The sequence below is a fragment of the Serinicoccus kebangsaanensis genome (genome assembly GCF_008919445.1).
GTDB lineage: Bacteria > Actinomycetota > Actinomycetes > Actinomycetales > Dermatophilaceae > Ornithinicoccus > Ornithinicoccus kebangsaanensis.
Genome location: NZ_VSLG01000006.1, coordinates 134,605 through 153,296 on the forward strand (window position 1 = coordinate 134,605; position 18,692 = coordinate 153,296).

Sequence of the window (18,692 nt, forward strand, 5' to 3'; positions counted from 1 at the left end):
GGGGAGCGATCTGCTGGTGGCCATCGCGCTCTGGGCGGGTGAGCGAGCCGTGCTCCCCGGCCTGGTGGGGCTCAGCAAGCACGGGGTGACGGTCCCCGGCCGAGGGTCGCCACCTTCCTCGTCCCGAGCGGGTCCCGGGCTCGCGAGAACGGCGAGGCCCGGACGATCCGGACGACGCGTATGCCGCCGGTCGCCCGCCGCGACGGCCCCCTTGCCGTGGCGCCCGCCTCCCGCTCGCTCGTCGACGCCGCCTGTCTGGAGGACGTAGGCCCGCACAACCTCGAGGCGCTGGCCATCACCGTGCTGCAGCGGGGCCTGTGCCCCGTGGAGGCCCTCGACGCCGAGCTGTGGCAGCGCCCTCAGCCCCGTGTGCAGCCCCTCCGCACCGGTCTGGCTGCCTTCGCCGGGGGCGCGTGGTCCCGCCCGGAGGCCGTGCTGCGCGCGTTGTGGGACGTCCGGCCCGACCTGCCACCGTTGGTCACGAACCGCGGTCTGGTCCATCGACCCACCGGCCGCTTCCTGGGCTGCCCGGACGGGTGGCTGCCCACGCTCGGTGTCGCCATCCAGGTGCACTCCCGGCAGTTCCACCAGGGGATCGACGACCAGGGTGGTGACCGCTGGGCCGAGACGGTGGAGAAGGACTCCGCCCTCGTGAGTGTCGGGGCCCGGGTCATCGGCGTCTCGCCGTGGACCCTGCACGCCCGCCCGCAACGCTTCGTCAACCGGATCACCGAGCTGGTGGCCCTCGGCCCGGCCTCACCCATGCCGGACCTCCGCCTCGTCGACCCACCGCGCAGGTGACCCTGGTGCAGGAACGGTGTGTCACATCGGTCGCCAGAGCGACGGATGTGACACACCGTTTCTGCACCACCATCGGGTTCTACGCAGAGCCAGCGGCGAGAGGTGCCCTCCCGGAATGTTGCTGCTGAACCGAAGGATCGCAACCAGAAGCAGAGCACGCCGCAGATGCTGCGGAAACGGGTCGCGCAGGCATGCTCGGAGCGCATTGACTTCGCCCCGATCGCACTGCTAGAACTCTTCCCATGACGAGCCACTCCCGCCGAATGCGCAGCTGCTGAGCCCACCCCTCGCAGCCGATGCGCAGCCGACGCGACCCTCGCTCGACGCCATCCCCTCCCGCTGCTGAGGCGGGCTCAGCAGAGTGATCGACCACCCTGCACCCACCTTCAGCGAATCGAGACCCCGATGGCGACGTACACCGACTTCACCACCCGGCAGATCCACGCCGGCCAGACCCCCGACTCCCAGACCCGCGCGCGAGCCCTGCCGATCTACCAGACCACGTCCTACGTCTTCGAGGACGCGGACCAGGCGGCCGACCGCTTCGCCCTGGCGGAGCTGGGCCCCATCTACACCCGGATCACCAACCCCACCCAGGAGACCGTCGAAAACCGCATCGCCGACCTCGAGGGCGGTGTCGGCGCGCTCCTCGTCGCGTCCGGGTCGTCCGCCGTGACGCTGGCGATCCTCAACATCGCCGGGGCGGGCGACCACATCGTCTCCTCCCCCAGCCTCTACGGCGGCACGCAGAACCTCTTCGCCCACACGCTGCCCAAGCTCGGCATCGAGGTCACCTTCGTCGCCGACCCCACCGACCCGCAGTCGTGGCGGGACGCGGCCCGGCCCGAGACCAAGGCCTTCTTCGGCGAGACCATCGCCAACCCCAGCAGCGACGTCCTCGACACCCGCGCGGTGGCCGACGTCGCGCACGAGGCCGGGGTGCCGCTCATCGTCGACAACACCGTCGCCACCCCCTACCTCTCCCGCCCGATCGAGCACGGCGCCGACGTGGTCGTGCACTCGGCCACGAAGTACCTCGGCGGCCACGGCACCGCGATCGCCGGCGTCATCGTCGACGCCGGACGCTTCGACTACGGCGCAGCGCCGGACCGGTTCCCCGAGTTCTCCCGGCCCGACCCGAGCTACCACGGACTGGTGTATGCCGAGGCGCTCGGCGAGGGCGGCGTCCTCGGGGCCAACGTCTCCTACATCATCAAGGCCAGGGTGCAGCTGCTGCGCGACCTCGGCCCGGCGGTCTCGCCGTTCAACGCCTTCCTCATCGCCCAGGGCCTGGAGACGCTGTCGCTGCGGATCGAGCGGCACGTCGCCAACGCCCAGCAGGTGGCCTCCTGGCTGGCCGGCCACGACCAGGTCCGGTCGGTCTCCTACGCCGGGCTCCCGGACCACCCGTCGCACGCGCGGGCACAGGCATACCTGCCCGGCGGTGCCGGAGCGGTGCTCGCCTTCGAGATCGACGGCGGCGCCGAGGCGGGCCGGGCCTTCGTCTCGGCGCTCGAGCTGCACAGCCACGTCGCCAACATCGGCGACGTCCGCTCCCTGGTGATCCACCCCGCGAGCACCACCCACTCCCAGCTCACCCCCGAGGCGCAGCGCGCGGCCGGCGTCACGCCGGGACTGGTCCGGCTCTCGGTGGGGATCGAGGGGGTCGAGGACATCCTGGCCGACCTCGAGCGCGGCTTCACCGCGGCGGCAGCGGTCCGGCGTGGCAGCGAGGCGGCCTGAGATGGCGGCCGTGCCCAGCCCCGAGGCCGTCGAGCCTCCCAGTCCCCCGCGTGCGCGCCGCCGGACCCAGGCGGTCGGCGACCTGCGCCTGGAGTCCGGGGCCGTCCTGGAGGACGTCCGCGTCACCTACCAGACCTGGGGCCGGCTCAACGCCGACGCCAGCAACGCCGTCCTCGTCCTGCACGCGCTGACCGGTGACAGCCACGTCGTCGGCGAGCGCGGCCCGGGGCAGGCGACCGGCGGCTGGTGGCCCGGGCTGATCGGCCCCGGCGCCCCGCTGGACACCGACGAGTGGTTCGTCATCGCCCCCAACGTGCTCGGCGGCTGCGGCGGCAGCACCGGTCCGGCGTCGGCCGCGCCGGACGGGCGCCCCTACGGCAGCTCCTTCCCGGGGCTGACGGTCCGCGACCAGGTGCGCGCGGAGGCGCTGCTCGCCGACCGGCTGGGCATCCGCAGCTTCGCGCTGGTCGTCGGCGGCTCGGTCGGGGGTATGCGCTCGCTGGAGTGGGCGACGACCTTCCCGGGGCGGGTGAGGCGGTGCGTCGTGCTGGCCGCGAGCGCGGTCGCCAGCGCCGACCAGATCGGGTGGTCGGTGCCGCAGCTGCACGCGATCCGTCTCGACCCGGCCTTCCACGGCGGCGACTACTACCCCGGCCCGGGCCCCCGCGCCGGGCTCGAGATCGCCCGCCAGATCGCGCACGCCACCTACCGCTCGGCCGCGGAGCTGGAGCTGCGCTTCGGCGGGGGCGCGCAGGAGGGTGAGGACACGTTGCGCGGCGGCCGGTATGCCGTGCAGTCCTATCTCGAGCACCACGGCAAGAAGCTGGTCCGCCGGTTCGACGCGAACGCCTACCTGACGCTGACCGAGGCGATGAACACCCACGACATCGGCCGCGACCGCGGCGGCGTGGAGGCCGCCCTGCGGCGCATCACCGCCGAGCTGACGGTCGCGGTGGTCTCGAGCGACCGGCTCTTCACCCCCGCGGAGGGCCAGATCATCGCGGGCGCACCGTCCTGCCGTGAGTTGGCAGTCATCGACAGCCCGTACGGCCACGACGCCTTCCTCATCGAGACCGAGCAGGTCTTCGCGGTCATCGAGCGGGCGCTGGCGAGCGGGCGGACCCGGCACCTCACGGTGGCTTCGGGCGGCACGGTGGCTTCGGGCCAGGAGGCCGTGGGGTCGCAGGAGCCGGACGAGGCGACGGCTGAGGAGGCACGGGCTGCGAGGGAGCAGACGTCCGGCCGCGCAGTGCCGCCGGCCCAGGCCACGGCCGCACCCCGGCTCGTCGGCACCGGCCTCTGGTAGGAAGCCGAGCCGGACCGGCAGCGACCTGCAGCACCTGGGCAAGGATGTGCACCAGGAGCATCGCTCTCGACGGTGCATCCCGTGCATAGCCTTGCCCAGGTCGGGCGCACGCGTGGGAAAGCTCGCCCCCGGGTGCATACCCTTGCCCAGGTCGGGAGCCGGGGGCAGAGGCATACCCGTCAGAGGCCGGTCGGCTCCGCCAGCCAGTCGACCTCGGAGCAGACCGCACCGGGCACCAGCCCGGACAGGGCGACGGTGGCCGCGGCGGTGGGGTTCACCACGCGGTAGCCGATCGAGGTGACGGCTCGACCCGCGCTCTCGGTGAGGACGTAGCCCTCGCCCTCCAGCTGCGGTGGCAGCCCCAGCGCGTCGGCCCACCCGACGCTCTCGGTGGTCGGCCACCCCTCGGCCAGCTCCACCCGGACCGCGGCGTCGGCCTCCGCCTGCTCGGGCGTCACCCCCTCGCCGTGCACCACGGTGAGGGTGGCCTCCCGGCCGGTGAACGACAGGCCCCAGGCGTGCGGCGAGCGCAGGTCCTCCACCGCTGCCGCGTCCACGACGGCCTCCTGCTCCTCGACCGTGGCATCCACGCCGAGGGCCGTGGGCCAGGAGAGGCAGCCGGGCACGACGAGGCGGGTCTCGGCGGTGCCGTCGAGCAGCGGGGACAGGATGTCCTGGTCGCCGGCGAGACCGACCCCGTCGGCCTCGCCACGCAGCAGCAGGTGCTGGTTCGGCAGCACGCTCGCCCCGGCCACGCCAGGCACCTCCTCCGCGACGGCCCGCTCCAGCCCACCCAGGTCCAGGTCGTCCCGCAGCCGGAGGGCGAGCCCTGCACCGTCGGCCCGGCCGTCCTCGCCGGCCCAGCGCACCTCCCAGAGCGCGTCGTCCTGGGTCACGGCATACCGCAGCCGCAGCCGGCTGTTCTCCTCCCGCAGCGCACCGTCGGTGAGCAGCACCGTGCTCGACCCGACCGAGCGCCAGAACTCGAGCGTGTCGGTCTGGATGCTCTCGCTGGTCAGGTCGCCCGCCCCCAGCCGGTCCTTGATCGCGGACCAGTCGGTGACGGTGAGGTATGCCGTGTCCTCCGGCGCCAGGGCGAGCGCGGCGGCCTCGGGGCCGGGGACCGCTGCGGGCGGAGGCGCGACGGAGGTGACCGCCTCCTCGTCGGACGCGTCGGGTGTGGCGCTGGAGGCTCCCTGAGCCTCGGAGGCGGCGGACTCGGTGGGGGCCGTCGCCTCCGACGTCGTCGTGCGGTCGGGGCTGGTCGCGACGGTGCAGCCGGTCAGCAGGACCGGCGCGAGCACCGCCAGGGCACGTCGTCTCACGGGTGCCAGTCTGCCGGACCGGGCCGGCTTCCCCCCGGAGCCGGGCGTCACCGACGCGGCCGAGCGCGCACCACCCTCGGGGGAACCCGCCGCGCCCGCCGATCGTCCACCCCCTAGGATCGACCAGCACAGGGGAAAGGAGCCTGCGATGCCTGATTGGCTACGTGACTCGCCACAATGGCTGTGGTGGATCGGTGCGGCGCTCGCGTTCGGGATCGTCGAGATGACGACCCTGGACCTGCTCTTCCTGATGCTGGCGCTCGGTGCGCTGGTGGCGGCGATCGTCGCCGGCACCGGGCTCGGCCTCATCTGGCAGGTGCTGCTCTTCGCGGTGGCCTCCGGACTCTTCGTCTTCGCGCTGCGGCCGGTGGTGCTCAAGCACCTCAAGCTGGAGGGCCGGGGCGGCCCGATGGGCATCGAGGGCCACATCGGGCAGACCGCGACGGTGCTCGAGCCGGTCAGCGACCGGGACGGGCTGGTCAAGCTGCGCGGCGAGTCGTGGACCGCCCGGTCCGAGCTGGAGGGTCAGACCTTCGGCGCCGGGGACCTGGTGACGGTCGTCCGCATCGACGGTGCGACGGCCGTGGTCACCGAGGCCACGCCGGAGGACAAGCCGTTCGACCTCGAACCGCCGCCTGCCTGACCAGCCGGCACACCGCATACCTGAGCTGAACCCAACCAAGGAGAAACCTGATGGATCCCATCAATCTCATCGTCTGGGCCGTCGTGCTGCTACTGGCGCTCTTCGTCGTGGTCGCGATCGCCCGGGCGATCCGGATCGTCCCGCAGGCGACGAGCGTCATCGTCGAGCGCCTCGGCAAGTACGACCGCACGCTGGACGCCGGGCTGCACTTCCTCGTGCCGTTCATCGACCGGCCGCGCTCGGTGGTGGACCTGCGTGAGCAGGTCGTGAGCTTCCCGCCGCAGCCGGTGATCACCAGCGACAACCTGGTGGTCTCGATCGACACCGTCATCTACTTCCAGCCCACCGACCCGAAGGCGGCGACCTACGAGATCGCCAACTACATCCAGGGCATCGAGCAGCTCACCGTCACCACGCTGCGCAACGTCATCGGCTCCCTCGACCTGGAGCAGACGCTGACCAGCCGCGACATGATCAACGGCCAGCTGCGCGGGGTGCTGGACGAGGCCACCGGACGCTGGGGCATCCGGGTGAACCGGGTCGAGCTCAAGGCGATCGACCCGCCCGCCAGCGTGCAGGACTCGATGGAGAAGCAGATGCGCGCCGAGCGCGACCGTCGTGCGGCCATCCTCAACGCCGAGGGTGTCAAGCAGAGCCAGATCCTCACCGCCGAGGGTGAGAAGCAGGCCCAGATCCTCAAGGCGGAGGGCACCGCCCAGTCCGCGATCCTGGAGTCCCAGGGTGAGGCCCGCGCGATCCTGCAGGTCTTCGACGCCATCCACAAGGGCAACCCGGACAGCAAGCTGCTGGCCTACCAGTACCTCCAGATGCTCCCGGAGATCGCCCAGGGCGAGGCCAACAAGATGTGGGTCGTCCCGACCGAGCTCACCGCTGCCCTGTCCGGCATCGGCAACGCGCTCGGCGGCGGTGGCGGGCGCGGCGACTCCTCCGCGCTGGACGCGCCGTCCAAGGGGATCAGCGCCGAGGCCGGCGACATGGGCCTGGACGACATGGACGCCCCCACCCTGGAGGACCCGCGCGAGGCACTGCGTCGGGCCCGCGAGGAGGCGCAGGGCGCCACCCGCGACGCCGAGACCACGACCTCCGGCCGGTCCCGTCAGGAGGCCGACAAGGCGATCGCCGAGGCCGCCGAGAAGGCCAAGCGTGCCGCGGCCGGGCAGCAGCCGGACGAGCAGCCCGGTGAGCTGGGTGAGCTGCAGCAGCCCGAGCAGGTCGCCCCGGACCTCGGCCAGCAGAGCCAGGCCCAGGCCGAGCCGCAGCAGGACCCCGACGCCGAGCCGTGGGAGCGGCCCGAGGGCGCGGGCCAGCCGTGGAAGCGGGACGACCAGAGCTGACCGCACATCGCTGATCAGGACGGGGCGCGACCACCGGGTCGCGCCCCGTCCTGCGTCCACGCACCTTGCCTCGAGGCAGCGGCAGCCTCGCCCTGGTCCGGGGTATGCCTGTCCCTGGCTGCGTCCGTACGCTGACCGCCATGTGGATCACCGACGTGCGCCCCTGGGGCGGCGGGTCTGCCGACGTGCGGATCGAGGAGGACTGGATCGTCGAGGTGCGGCCACGGGCCGGCGCGGACGAGGGCGCTCCACCCGGCGCCCCGGGGACGGCGGACGATCAGGTCGTCCTCGAGGGACGGGGCCGGTTGCTCCTGCCGGCCTTCGCCGATGTGCACGTGCACCTGGACTCGACCCGGTTGGGGCTGCCGTTCCGCCCGCACACGGGCGGGCCCGGGGTGTGGACGATGATGCTCAACGACCGGGAGCACTGGAGGGACGCCGAGATCGACCTCGTCGAGCGTGTCCAGCACACGCTCGGGCTGATGATCGCGCGCGGCACCACCCGGGTCCGCTCGTTCGCCCAGGTGGACGTGGACTGCGGGCTGGAGCGGCTGGAGGCCGTGCTCGCGGCCGCGGAGACCCACCGCGACCGCGCCGAGGTCCAGGTCGTCGCCTTCCCGCAGGCAGGGCTGCTGCGTGAGACAGGGTCGGTCCAGGTGCTCGAGGAGGCGCTGCTGGCCGGTGCGGGGGTGGTCGGTGGCATCGACCCCTGCTCCCTGGACCGCGACCCGGCACGCCACCTGGACATCGTCTTCGACCTCGCCCAACGGCATACCGTCCCGGTCGACATCCACCTGCACGAGGCGGGCGAGCTCGGACGCTTCTCCGCGGACCTGATCCTCGAGCGCACCGAGGCTCTCGGGATGCAGGGCCAGGTCGTGGTCTCGCACGGCTACGGCCTGTGGGACGGCACGGAGTCGCAGACGGCGGCCCTCGTGGAGCGGTTCGCCGAGCTGGACGTGGCCACGACGACCGTCGCGCCCGGGGGTCGAGCGTCCCTGCCGCTGACCCAGCTCGCCGCGGCGGGTGTGCGGGTGGGCCTGGGCGAGGACGGTCAGCGCGACTACTGGTCGCCCTACGGCAACGCCGACATGCTGGACCGCACCTGGCAGCTGGCCTTCACCCACGGCTTCCGCGCCGACGCCCTGGTCGAGCACGCGCTGGCCGTCGGCACACGCGGCGGAGCGAGCATCGTGGACCGCGAGCTGCCGCGTCTCGCCGGCACCGCCGACCGACCGGGTCTGGCGGTCGGCGACCGGGCCGACCTGGTGCTCGTGGCGGGCGAGACCCCCACGTCAGCGGTGATGGACCGCCCGGAGGACCGGACCGTGCTGCACCGCGGCCGCGTCGTGGCCGACGCCCTGACGCTGAGGTGACCTCGCCGGCTCAACGCCGGCGCAGCACCACGGACTCCCAGCCGAGCAGCACGCCGCCCTCCTGGACCCCGGCCGCCGCCTCCGCCGAGGTCGACACCACGACCTCCGCCTCGGCCCAGCCCTCGAGCAGCTCTCCCGGCAGGGCGAGCGGCTCCCGGCTGAAGCAGGCCAGGGTCAGCAGCTGCTCGCCCTCCAGCTCCCGCCCGAAGGCCCACAGGTCCGGGTGGTCCATGGCCAGCGGGGTCACGCTGCCGTGCGCCACGACCGGCAGGTCGTGCCGCAGCGCGATCAGCGTGCGGTAGTGCTCCAGCACGGAGCCGGCCACGCCGACCTGCGCCTCGGCGTTGATCTCGAGGTGGTTGGGGTTGACGCCGATCCACGGCTCGGCGTCGCTGAAGCCGGCGCCCGGCCGGGCGCTCCACTGCACGGGCGTCCGGGCGTTGTCCCGGGCCACCTCGCGCAGGCCGGGCAGCAGCTCCTCGAAGCCCACCCCGGCACCGGCCTGCTCGGCGACGTGGTTGAGGGACTCGATGTCGCGCAGCTGCCCGAGCTCGGCGAAGGGCAGGTTGGTCATCCCCAGCTCCTCCCCCTGGTAGACGTAGGGGGTCCCGCGCAGGGTGTGCAGCACGGTGGCCAGCGTCTTCGCCGAGCGTTCCCGCCACGCGGGGTCGTCGTCGCCGAAACGGGACACGGCGCGCGGCTGGTCGTGGTTGTCCCAGTAGAGGCTGTTCCACCCACGGTCGGCCAGCCCGGTCTGCCAGCGCATGAGACTGGCGCGCAGCTGCGGCATCGTCACCGGGGTCCGGTCGAACTTCCCGCCCGCGCCGATCCCCAGGTCCACGTGCTCGAACTGGAAGACCATGTCGACCTCGCGTCGCTGCGGGTCGGTGTAGAGGCGGGCCTGGTCGACGTCGACACCGGGCATCTCGCCCACGGTGAGATGCGCGCGCGGGTGGTCGGCGAAGACCTCGCGGTGCATCTCGGCGAGGAACTCGTGCATCCGTGGCCCGTCGGCCACGGCGTGGAAGGAGTCGCCGTCGGTGAGGTCCTCGGGCTTGGAGACGAGGTTGATGACGTCCATCCGGAAGCCGTCGACGCCACGAGCCAGCCACCAGCGCATCATCGCGTAGACAGCCTCCCTGACCTCGGGATTCTCCCAGTTGAGGTCGGGCTGCTTGCGGCTGAAGAGGTGAAGGTAGTACTCGCCCGTCGCCTCGTCCCACTCCCACGCGGGTCCGGAGAAGAAGGACCGCCAGGCGTTCGGCTCGGCTCCCGGCTCCCCTCCGGTATGCCCGTCGCGCGGCGGCCGCCACCAGTACCAGTCGCGGCGGGCGGAGGTGCGGGAGGACCGGCTGTCGGCGAACCAGGCGTGCTCGTCGCTGGTGTGGTTGACCACGAGATCCATGACCAGCCGGATCCCCCGGTCGTGCAGCGCGGCGATGAGCTCGTCCAGCACCTCGAGCGAGCCGAAGACGGGGTCGATGTCCTGGTAGTCGCTGATGTCGTAGCCGTTGTCGTCCTGCGGGCTGCGGTAGACCGGGCTGAGCCACACGACGTCCACCCCGAGATGCTCCAGGTGGTCGAGGTGGTCCAGCACTCCCCGCAGGTCCCCGATGCCGTCCCCGTCCCCGTCGGCGAAGCTGCGCGGATAGATCTGGTAGACGACGGCGGCCTTCCACCAGTCGCGGGGAAGGTCCTGATCGAGGGCGTGCGGCATACCGGCAACCCTAGGTGCGGGAGCGGGTCGACCCGCGTGCGGTCCGGTGGGTCGGTCAGTCCAGGTCGAGCTGGGCCAGCACCATCCTGGCGATGCGCTCCGGCGGGTTGGCGACGTCGTAGACCGCCCCGCGTTCGTCGACCGCCAGCGCCTCGAGGGTGTCCAGCTGCGACTCGAGCAACGAGGGCGGCATGAAGTGGTCCCGGGAGCTCATCCGCTCCAGCAGCAGGCCCTTGTCGCCGACGAGGTGGACGAACCACGTGCCCTCGCCGCCGTCCCGGAGCAGGTCGCGGTAGGTGCGGCGCAGCGCCGAGCAGGTCAGCAGGGTCGGGGTCCCGGCGGCGTCCCGCTCCGCCGTCCAGGCGGCGAGCGCGCGCAACCAGGGCCAGCGGTCCTCGTCCACCAGCGGCCGCCCGGAGGCCATCTTGGCGACGTTGGCCTCGGGGTGGAAGTCGTCGCCCTCCGCGAACTCCCACCCGAGCCGCCCGTGCAGGGCCTGCGCGATCGTGGACTTGCCGGTGCCGGACACCCCCATCACCACGAGGTGGAGCGGCTGGCCGGCCGGGTCGGGCATCGGCGTCACGGCACCACCACCCACAGCCCGAGGGCCAGCACGAAGATCGCCAGCCCCAGCGTCGTCTCCATCACCGTCCAGGTGCGGAGGGTGGTCTTGACGTCCATCCCGAAGAACCGGCTGACCAGCCAGAAGCCGGAGTCGTTGACGTGCGAGAGCACGGTGGCCCCGGCCGCGATCGCGAGCACCAGGCAGGCGATCTTGAGGTCGGACAGTCCCTCGGCGGCGACTCCGGCGGAGATCAGACCGGCGGTGGTGGTGAGCGCCACGGTGGCCGAGCCCTGGGCCACCCGCAGCAGGGTGGCGATGAGGAAGGCGGAGACGATGAGCGGCAGACCCAGGTCGGCCAGGCTGTCCGACAGCGCCGCGCCGATGCCGGAGTAGCGCAGCACCCCGCCGAACATGCCGCCGGCACCGGTGATGAGGATGATCGCGCAGATCGGTCCCAGCGCGTCGTTGAGCAGGCTCTCCACGGTGGCCAGGGACCGGCCCTTGGTGCCCAGCACGTAGGTCGCGACGAGCAGCGTGATGAGCAGCGCGACCGGGGTCTGGCCGATGAAGACGAGGGCGTCGAGGACCCCGCTGTCGCCGAGCACCTCGGCCGAGCGCAGCGTGCCGATGCCGGTGTTCAGGGCGATCAGGGCGAACGGCAGCAGCAGCAGGGCCAGGACGAGCCCGAAGGACGGCGGCGCGACCTCCTCCTCGCCCCGGGCGATCCGCTCGGCCCGGGCGTCGTCGTCGCCGTCGTCCAGGTCGCCGGGCTCGCCGGACACCGTGCCGCGCAGCATGCTGTCGTTGATCGGGACCATGACCTTGCCGGCATACGCGGTGGTGAAGACGTAGACGCCGACGTACCACGCGACGAAGGCGACGGGGATGCCGACGAGCATGCTGAGCCCGATCGAGCCTCCCAGCTCGGTCGCGGCGGTCACCGGCCCCGGGTGCGGGGGGACGATCGCGTGCATCGCCGCGAACGCTCCGGCGGCGGGGATGGCATACAGCAGCACCGACCCGCCGAAGCGTCGGGCGACGGAGAAGATGATCGGCAGGAAGACGACCAGCCCGGCGTCGAAGAAGATCGGGATGCCGAACAGCAGCGCGGCGACACCGAGCGCGAACGGTGCGCGCTGCTCGCCGAACCGGTTGATGAGGGTGTCGGCGAGGACCTGGGCGCCGCCCGTGATCTCCAGGATGCGGCCGATCATGGCGCCGAGGCCGACGAGCAGCGCCACCGAGCCGAGGGTGGTGCCGAAGAAGCCGGTGGCCACCCCCGCGAGCTCCCCGAAGGGTATGCCGGCGGCCAGCCCGGTGACGAAGCTCACCGTGATCAGCGCCACGAAGGCATGCATGCGCAGCTTGATGATGAGGAAGAGCAGCACCGCCACGGCCACCGCCGCGATGGTCAGGAGAGTCCCTGCTCCGTAGACGGGATCCATCGGTTCCATGAGGCTCTCCCTGGGGTCGACGTCGACGCTGTGGCTCACACCGTAGCGCCGGACGAGCCCCCGGGTCCGGTCAACCGCCGCCCGGACGCTCCGGCGCGTCGATCCACCCCTCACCCTCGCTGCCGGCGACCGGAGCGGCCGCGCCACCGGTCAGCTCGGCGAGGAGGTCGGGCAGCCCCGCTGCCTCGGCGACGGGCACCTGGAGGCGCAGGGTGACGGACCGGGCATACCGCACGTCGCTGATCGACACCCCACGTGCCCGCAGGTCGTGCTCCAGCCGTCCGGCGAGGTCGTGCCCCACCTGGACGTCGACCTCGTGCACCAGCGCGCGGGTGAGCAGCGGCGCCTCCTCCACGGCCGCGCGCACCGCCCCTCCGTAGGCGCGCGCGAGCCCGCCGGTCCCCAGCTTGGTCCCGCCGAACCACCGCGTCACCACGGCGACCACGTCGGTCAGGCCGGCCTGGGTCAGCGCCTCGAGCATGGGCGTGCCGGCCGTCCCGGCGGGCTCGCCGTCGTCGTTGCTGCGGACCAGGGCACCGTCCACGCCCAGCACGAAGGCCGAGCAGTGATGACCGGCGTCCCAGTGCGTGCGCCGCGCCTCCTCGACGACGTCGCGCGCCTCACTCTCGTCCTCGACCCGCCGCAGCCAGCACTCGAAGACCGACCGCTTCTCCTCGGTGCGCACCACCACCGGCGCGGCGAGGGTGCGGCAGGTCGTCGGCGTCACCCAGGCAGGGTATGCCCAGGTTCCGCTCATAGACTCGGGCCATGCGGACTGTGCGACGAGTGTCGGCCCTCCTTCTGGCCGGCGGGCTGCTCGCCATACCGGGCAGCGCCATGGCCCACGACGAGCTCACCGGCTCCGAGCCGACCGACGGCAGCGCCGGCGAGGCCCCGGACGACCTGACCCTGAGCTTCAGCGGCCAGATCGCCGAGGTCGGGGCAGCGGTCACCGTGACCGATCCCGACGGCAGCTCGGTGACCGAGGGCGAGCCGGAGGTCGACGGGTCCGAGGTGGAGCAGGACCTGGTCGACGACCTCGCCGACGGGCAGTATGCCGTCGTCTGGCGGGTCACGAGCGAGGACGGTCACCCCATCTCCGGCGAGTTCTCCTTCACCGCGGAGGGTTCCGGGTCGGACGAGACCACCGACGACGAGCCCACCGAGGCCGAGGACGCCGAGTCCTCGCCGGCCGAGTCGTCCGAGGAGGCCCCGGCCGAGACCGCCGAGGAACAGACCTCCGACGAGCCGGCACCCGCCGAGACCGAGAACGCCGACGATCCGGCCTCCGACGAGGAGTCGGAGCAGCCCTCGGAGGCCACCTCGTCCGTCGCCTCCGGAGTCCCCGGGTGGGCGTGGGCCTTCGTCGCGGTCGCGGCCGCAGGGCTCCTGGGGATGCTGGCCTGGACCTGGCAGCGCGGGCGCTCCTGAGGCCGGGTCGGATGCGGGACGTGGGGCACCTCTCATGTACCGTGTAGACCACGGATTACACACATTCCCGGGCCGGCTCCGCGACCTGAGCGATCAGCCAGCGATGCCGCCCCGGCAGACTCGATGCAAGGGGGTCACGCCATGGGGCGCGGCCGGGCCAAGGCAAAGCAGATCAAGGTTGCACGGAAGCTGAAGTACTCAGCCCCCGACACCGACCTTTCCGCACTCGAGCGGGAGTTGCACTCCACCCGTGGAGAGTTCGACTACTCCCCGCCCACGGATGACGAGGACGACTCAGCCTCCGAGGACGACCCTTATGCCGAGGGAGACGACGACTACGGCTCCTGGGCGGCCGGCGAGCGCTGACAACGCTCGGCCCACGTCACGTCGTCATCTGATGAGGACGACGAGGAGCAGAGGGGCCTGACGATGAGCACACGCAGCCGGCACGAGGCACGCTGGACCGACGAGCGGTCGACCGCCAGCGGACGCCTCCCCCGCAACAAGTGGTGGACGCTGCCGTTGCTGGTCGCCCTGGCTCTGGTCGCGCTCTACGGCGGCTACCGGGTCTACATGGGCATCGACACCGTGACCTACGAGGTCCGTGAGTGCCAGCAGCCCCTCGCCGAGGGGGCGTCCTGGGCCGAGGTGCAGGCCGCCGCCTGCGACGCGGTGCCCGCCGACTCGTTGACCATGGCGCTGATGCGCGGCGAGGAGCGGGTGGAGCCCGACGAGGTGGCCGGGCCCCTGCTGACCTGGGACGCCTGGGCGGTCAACTCCCCCGAGCACAGCGTGCAGCTCGTCGTCGACGAGCCGGCCGAGACCATCGTCATCGCCGAGCCGGACAACGAGCGGGTGCGGGTGAGTCTGACCAGCGACACCAGCGGCACCCGCTGGGGTGGCTTCATCGGGGGGCGCGGCCCCACGTCCTACTGGGTCCTCATCACCCCGGCGCCCTGACGCGGTCTTCCGGGCCTGGCGCCGGTCCGCAGGCGGGTCAGGACGGGTAGGCACCCACGACGCGCACCGCGCCGCCCTGGACGCCCTTGGCGCCTCGGACGAGGTCGCCCTCCGCGCCCGGGGGGAGCTGGGTGCCCACGGTGCCGATCGGCCAGGTGTCGATGCCTGCCCCACGGAGCATCGCGGCAGCGTCCTCGGCCCGCTCGGGGGACACGACGGCGACGAACCCGACACCCATGTTGAGGGTCTGCTCCAGGTCCGCCGGCGGCACCCGACCCAGCTCCTGGACCAGGGTGAAGATGGGTGGCGGGCTCCAGGTGCGCTCGATCGTGGCGACCATGCCCTCGGGCAGCACCCGGGCCAGGTTGGCCGCGAGCCCCCCACCGGTGACGTGGGACAGGGCATGCAGCTCGCGTCCGAGCCCGCGCACCAGGTCCAGCAACGGGAGCGTGTAGATCCGGGTCGGCTCCAGGCACTCCTCCCCCAGGGTCCGGCCCAGCTCGGGCACCTGCCGGTCCCAGCCCCACCCTGCGGCCGAGAGCACCCGGCGCACCAGCGAGTAGCCGTTGCTGTGCAGGCCGGAGCTCGCCAGCGCCAGCACGACGTCCCCGTCGGCCACCCGGTGCGGCCCCAGCACCTCGTCGTGCTCGACGACCCCGGTGGCGGCGCCGGCCACGTCGTACTCGTCCGGGTCGAGGAGCCCGGGATGCTCGGCGGTCTCTCCCCCGACGAGCGCCACACCGGCGAGCTCGCAGCCCCGCGCGATGCCGGAGACGATGGCGGCGATCCGCTCCGGCACGACCTGCCCGCACGCGATGTAGTCGGTCATGAACAACGGCTCGGCACCACTGACCACGATGTCGTCGACCACCATGCCCACCAGGTCCTGACCGATCGTGTCGTGGACGTCCATCGCCTGGGCGATGGCCACCTTGGTGCCGACGCCGTCGGTCGACGTGGCCAGGACCGGCCGGCGCATCCCCTGCAGCGCGCTCGCCTCGAACATCCCGGCGAACCCACCGAGCCCCCCGAGCACCTCGGGCCGTTGCGCCCGCCGCACGGACGACTTCATCAGCTCGACCGCGCGGTCGCCCGCGTGGACGTCGACGCCGGACCCGGCATACGTGATCGGCTCGTGGCTCATCGGCGGTCCCCTCGGGATCGGTGCGGGTGCGCACCCAGGGTATGCCGCCGCTCACCGGCCGCGGCGACCGGACTCGTCGGTGGGGGCGCAGCCGCGCCCTAGAGCGACTCGATCTCGCCGGACAGCTCCGCGCGCGAGCTGATGCCAAGCTTCGTGTAGACCTTCCGCAGGTGGTACTCGACGGTCTTCGGACTGACGAAGAGGGCCGCCGCAGCCTCCTTGGTCGTCCGACCGTCGGCCAGCAGCAGCGCCACCTGCAGCTCCTGCGGAGTGAGCGACTGGACCCCGCCCATGGCCCGGTGCCGCACCCGCTCGCCGGTGAGGTTCAGCTCGGAGGCAGCCTGGTCGGCCCACGGCTCAGCGCCCAGGCGGGTGAAGCCGGCGAGTGCGCTCCGCAGGTGTCCCCGCGCCTCGATCCGGCGACCGGCGCGGCGCAGGACCTCGCCGTAGGCGAGCTCGGTCCGCGCTGTCTCGAAGACGTCACGGGTCTGTGCGTGCAGGGCCAGGGCCGCGTCGAAGCTCGTGTCGGGGTCCTCGCCGACCAGCCCGAGGCAGCGGTAGGCCCTGGCGCGCGACCAGGGTTGTCCCTTGGCCTGGGCCGCCACGCGGAAGTCCTCCGCCATCGACCGTGCCTCCTCGCGGCGACCGAGCCGGACCAGAGCCGCGACGAGCTCGGGGCGCGGTGACAGGTCGGGGTCCCCGACGCCGAGACCGGCGAGCAGGTCGTCGAGCGCCTCCAGCACGGTGAACGACGTCGCCGCGTCTCCCCTCACCAGTGCCAGCTCACCCAGGGCGAGCTGGACCCACGCCTCTCCCCAGTGGATCTCCCGCGCACGGCACAGCTCCAGGGCCTCCGCAGCATGCGTCTGCGCATCGACGTCCCGCCCGGTCCGCGCCTCGAGCCAGGCGAGCCCGGCCAACGCCATCGCCAGCTCCGTCGTCTGGCCCGTGACCCGCGCCAGAGCGACAGCCTCCGCGTAGTCGGCGGCGGCCCGGACCCACGAGTCACTCGTCGCCTCGTCCCTGGCCAGGAGGAAGAGCAGCCACGGCAGGGCACCCACACCCGCTCGGTCCCGGGCGCTCTCCACGCGGACACGCAGCTCCCGCCCACCGTCCGCATCACGGATGTAGAGCGGAGCGAGCATCAGCCAGCTCACGTCGACCTCGGCGGTGAGCTCCGGCGAGTCCCTGAGGAGCGACTCCGCCGCTCGCAGCTCCTCGACCCCGCCGTGACCCGCGAACGCGCGCGCCATGCCGATGGCGAGGGTGCCCATCGCCCGGGCGCCGGGCGTGGCGGCTCGGTCCACACCCTGCTCGAGCGCACCGACGAGATCCTGGGCCATGACCGCATCGGCCAGGAACAATGCCGCCTGCACGGCCTCCGCCAGCAGCAGCGTCGCCTGATCACCGTCGTCGCAGGACTGCGCCGCGCTGAGCAGCAACGTGCACGCCTGCCGCACCGAGCCGGAGCGGGACGCGATCTGGGCGCGCAGCCGGACCGTCTGGAGAGCCACCTCCCCGTCACCGACCTGCTCCAGCTCGTCGAGGAGGGCCGAGGCCCGTCCACCGTGCCCGGCTGTCCATGCGCACCTGGCAGCCGCGAGGAGGCGGGGTGGCACCATCGTCGTGTCGGCCGTGCGACGGGCCGCTCGTTCGTGGAGCGCTGAGGCGACCTCGTATGCCGACCGTGACTCGGCCCGTCCTCCCGCCGTGGTGAGGAGGCTCGCCACGGCGTCGTCCGGCGCCCACTGCGCCTCCGAGAGGTGCCACGCCCTGCGGTCGACATCCACGGGGGGCAGGACGGCGGCCACCGCCTGGTGCACCTGCCGACGCCGATCAGGCGGCGCGCCCGAGTGGATGGCCGCCCGCACCAGCGGGTGACGGAAGCTGATCTGGGCCGCACCCAGTCGGACCAGACCGGACTCCTCGGCGGCCGACAGCTCACCCAGCTCGAGCCCCAGCCGGGTGCACGCGAGTCCCGTCAGCCGGAGGTCGCCGTTGCATGCCGCAGCCACCAGCAGCACGGAGCGGGTCGGGCCAGGAAGCTGGCCGAGGCGCCTCCCGAAGGCCGCGACGAGCGCGGCGGACACGGGGACGGGGATGTCACCCGAGGGCAGGAGCGCCTCGGGGTCTGCGGCCAGCTCCACGATGGCCAGCGGGTTGCCGTCCGTCCGGGCCTGCAGCCGCCGCATCTCCTCGTCGGTGATCGGCGTCGCCGACACCTCTGCTGCGAGGGCGCGAGCCGCCTCCGGGTCCAGTCCGGCCAGCTCGACGCGATCGACACCCTCGAGCAGGCCGACGGCCTCTCCCGCACGCGCGGTCGCCAGGACGGCGATCGCGTCGGACCCCAGTCGCCGTGCCGCGAACATGATGGCCCCGGCCGAGGACTCGTCGATCAGGTGGACGTCGTCGAGGAGGACGGCGACCGGGCCGTCCTCCGCGTAGCGGCAGAGCAGGCTGAGCGTCGCGGCCCCGATGGCGAACCGGTCACCCGACTTCTCCTCGTCCAGCGCCAGCGCCGAGGAGAGGGCGACGGCCTGCGGCCGCGGGATGGTCCCGAGCAGGGGCAGCGTCGGACGGAGCAGCTCCAGCAGCCCGGAGAACGGGATCTCCCGATCTGGCGGTGTGCCCGTGGCCCGGAGGATCCGGACGTCGTCGAGACCGTCCTCGGCCCAGCCCAGCAGCGCTGACTTCCCGACGCCGGGATCCCCGACGATCGCGAGCACGCCGCTGCGGCCGATCCGCGCCGCAGCGAGGAGTCGGTCGACGGTTCGGCGTTCGTGCTCGCGACCGACCAGCACCCCTCGATGGTAGTCCCGGGGCAGCTGCGGACTAGGGGGGTCACCGGACGCGACCGCGTGGTCGGCGTCCC

At 72.8% G+C, this 18,692-nt stretch carries 16 protein-coding genes; 9 read left to right on the plus strand and 7 right to left on the minus strand.

The annotated features are described in order from the left end of the window. Window positions 1-180 precede the first annotated feature (180 nt). From FXF60_RS08785 to metX, 3 genes are all read left to right on the plus strand, one after another. Window positions 181-801: a hypothetical protein gene (locus FXF60_RS08785; protein WP_151525575.1), complete on the plus strand. Its 621-nt coding sequence runs from the start codon at window positions 181-183 to the stop codon at window positions 799-801. A 405-nt stretch (window positions 802-1,206) separates the two neighbouring features. After that, window positions 1,207-2,544 (plus strand): bifunctional o-acetylhomoserine/o-acetylserine sulfhydrylase, encoded by a 1,338-nt coding sequence (locus FXF60_RS08790; RefSeq protein WP_151525577.1) that lies wholly within the window; start codon window positions 1,207-1,209, stop codon window positions 2,542-2,544. 1 nt (window position 2,545) lies between these two features. Next, on the plus strand, window positions 2,546-3,850 hold the full coding sequence (gene metX / locus FXF60_RS08795) for a homoserine O-acetyltransferase MetX (RefSeq protein WP_238335780.1): 1,305 nt from the start codon (window positions 2,546-2,548) through the stop codon (window positions 3,848-3,850). Window positions 3,851-4,029: 179 nt separating this feature from the next. Here metX and FXF60_RS08800 read toward each other — a convergent pair whose 3' ends face one another. After that, entirely contained in the window at window positions 4,030-5,175 is a 1,146-nt protein-coding gene (locus tag FXF60_RS08800; RefSeq protein WP_151525580.1) for a hypothetical protein, read from the minus strand. 148 nt (window positions 5,176-5,323) lie between these two features. Between FXF60_RS08800 and FXF60_RS08805 the strand changes: the two genes are divergently transcribed. The 3 genes from FXF60_RS08805 to FXF60_RS08815 all read left to right on the plus strand — a co-directional run bounded on the left by FXF60_RS08805 (window position 5,324) and on the right by FXF60_RS08815 (window position 8,549). After that, on the plus strand, window positions 5,324-5,818 hold the full coding sequence (locus FXF60_RS08805; RefSeq protein WP_151525582.1) for an NfeD family protein: 495 nt from the start codon (window positions 5,324-5,326) through the stop codon (window positions 5,816-5,818). A gap of 50 nt (window positions 5,819-5,868) precedes the next feature. After that, window positions 5,869-7,173, plus strand: coding sequence for an SPFH domain-containing protein (locus tag FXF60_RS08810; protein WP_151525584.1), 1,305 nt, complete (start codon window positions 5,869-5,871; stop codon window positions 7,171-7,173). Between the two features lie 140 nt (window positions 7,174-7,313). Continuing rightward, window positions 7,314-8,549, plus strand: a complete 1,236-nt coding sequence (locus FXF60_RS08815) for an amidohydrolase family protein (RefSeq protein WP_151525586.1) — start codon at window positions 7,314-7,316, stop codon at window positions 8,547-8,549. Between the two features lie 10 nt (window positions 8,550-8,559). Here the strand turns inward: FXF60_RS08815 and FXF60_RS08820 are convergent, their stop codons facing one another. The 4 genes from FXF60_RS08820 to FXF60_RS08835 form a co-directional block, all read right to left on the minus strand. Further along, entirely contained in the window at window positions 8,560-10,266 is a 1,707-nt protein-coding gene (locus FXF60_RS08820; RefSeq protein ID WP_151525588.1) for a glycoside hydrolase family 13 protein, read from the minus strand. A gap of 55 nt (window positions 10,267-10,321) precedes the next feature. After that, complete coding sequence (locus tag FXF60_RS08825) at window positions 10,322-10,840, minus strand: gluconokinase (protein WP_238335783.1); 519 nt, start codon at window positions 10,838-10,840, stop codon at window positions 10,322-10,324. 5 nt (window positions 10,841-10,845) lie between these two features. Then, complete coding sequence (locus FXF60_RS08830; protein ID WP_151525637.1) at window positions 10,846-12,285, minus strand: GntP family permease; 1,440 nt, start codon at window positions 12,283-12,285, stop codon at window positions 10,846-10,848. A 70-nt stretch (window positions 12,286-12,355) separates the two neighbouring features. Further along, complete coding sequence (locus tag FXF60_RS08835) at window positions 12,356-13,012, minus strand: IMPACT family protein (protein WP_238335781.1); 657 nt, start codon at window positions 13,010-13,012, stop codon at window positions 12,356-12,358. A 41-nt stretch (window positions 13,013-13,053) separates the two neighbouring features. Between FXF60_RS08835 and FXF60_RS08840 the strand changes: the two genes are divergently transcribed. From FXF60_RS08840 to FXF60_RS08850, 3 genes are all read left to right on the plus strand, one after another. After that, on the plus strand, window positions 13,054-13,716 hold the full coding sequence (locus FXF60_RS08840; protein ID WP_151525593.1) for a copper resistance CopC family protein: 663 nt from the start codon (window positions 13,054-13,056) through the stop codon (window positions 13,714-13,716). Between the two features lie 141 nt (window positions 13,717-13,857). After that, window positions 13,858-14,082, plus strand: coding sequence for a DUF3073 domain-containing protein (locus FXF60_RS08845; RefSeq protein ID WP_151525595.1), 225 nt, complete (start codon window positions 13,858-13,860; stop codon window positions 14,080-14,082). Between the two features lie 63 nt (window positions 14,083-14,145). Next, the gene (locus FXF60_RS08850) at window positions 14,146-14,676 is read left to right on the plus strand and encodes a hypothetical protein (protein ID WP_151525597.1); all 531 of its coding nucleotides are present in this window, start codon (window positions 14,146-14,148) and stop codon (window positions 14,674-14,676) included. Between the two features lie 37 nt (window positions 14,677-14,713). Here FXF60_RS08850 and purM read toward each other — a convergent pair whose 3' ends face one another. Both purM and FXF60_RS08860 read right to left on the minus strand, forming a co-directional pair. Continuing rightward, window positions 14,714-15,820, minus strand: a complete 1,107-nt coding sequence (purM, locus tag FXF60_RS08855) for a phosphoribosylformylglycinamidine cyclo-ligase (RefSeq protein WP_151525599.1) — start codon at window positions 15,818-15,820, stop codon at window positions 14,714-14,716. A gap of 98 nt (window positions 15,821-15,918) precedes the next feature. Next, window positions 15,919-18,621 (minus strand): helix-turn-helix transcriptional regulator, encoded by a 2,703-nt coding sequence (locus tag FXF60_RS08860; protein ID WP_151525601.1) that lies wholly within the window; start codon window positions 18,619-18,621, stop codon window positions 15,919-15,921. Window positions 18,622-18,692: the final 71 nt, after the last annotated feature.

Excerpts from the sequence above, each read along its gene's own strand:
- FXF60_RS08820 (WP_151525588.1), bottom strand. The coding sequence starts at position 10,266 with ATGCCGCACGCCCTCGATCAGGACCTTCCCCGCGACTGGTGGAAGGCC.
- FXF60_RS08850 (WP_151525597.1), top strand. The coding sequence starts at position 14,146 with ATGAGCACACGCAGCCGGCACGAGGCACGCTGGACCGACGAGCGGTCG.
- FXF60_RS08815 (WP_151525586.1), top strand. The coding sequence starts at position 7,314 with ATGTGGATCACCGACGTGCGCCCCTGGGGCGGCGGGTCTGCCGACGTG.
- FXF60_RS08790 (WP_151525577.1), top strand. The coding sequence starts at position 1,207 with ATGGCGACGTACACCGACTTCACCACCCGGCAGATCCACGCCGGCCAG.
- purM (WP_151525599.1), bottom strand. The coding sequence starts at position 15,820 with ATGAGCCACGAGCCGATCACGTATGCCGGGTCCGGCGTCGACGTCCAC.
- FXF60_RS08805 (WP_151525582.1), top strand. The coding sequence starts at position 5,324 with ATGCCTGATTGGCTACGTGACTCGCCACAATGGCTGTGGTGGATCGGT.
- FXF60_RS08825 (WP_238335783.1), bottom strand. The coding sequence starts at position 10,840 with ATGCCCGACCCGGCCGGCCAGCCGCTCCACCTCGTGGTGATGGGGGTG.
- FXF60_RS08785 (WP_151525575.1), top strand. The coding sequence starts at position 181 with ATGCCGCCGGTCGCCCGCCGCGACGGCCCCCTTGCCGTGGCGCCCGCC.
- FXF60_RS08810 (WP_151525584.1), top strand. The coding sequence starts at position 5,869 with ATGGATCCCATCAATCTCATCGTCTGGGCCGTCGTGCTGCTACTGGCG.
- FXF60_RS08840 (WP_151525593.1), top strand. The coding sequence starts at position 13,054 with ATGCGGACTGTGCGACGAGTGTCGGCCCTCCTTCTGGCCGGCGGGCTG.
- FXF60_RS08845 (WP_151525595.1), top strand. The coding sequence starts at position 13,858 with ATGGGGCGCGGCCGGGCCAAGGCAAAGCAGATCAAGGTTGCACGGAAG.
- FXF60_RS08830 (WP_151525637.1), bottom strand. The coding sequence starts at position 12,285 with ATGGAACCGATGGATCCCGTCTACGGAGCAGGGACTCTCCTGACCATC.
- metX (WP_238335780.1), top strand. The coding sequence starts at position 2,546 with ATGGCGGCCGTGCCCAGCCCCGAGGCCGTCGAGCCTCCCAGTCCCCCG.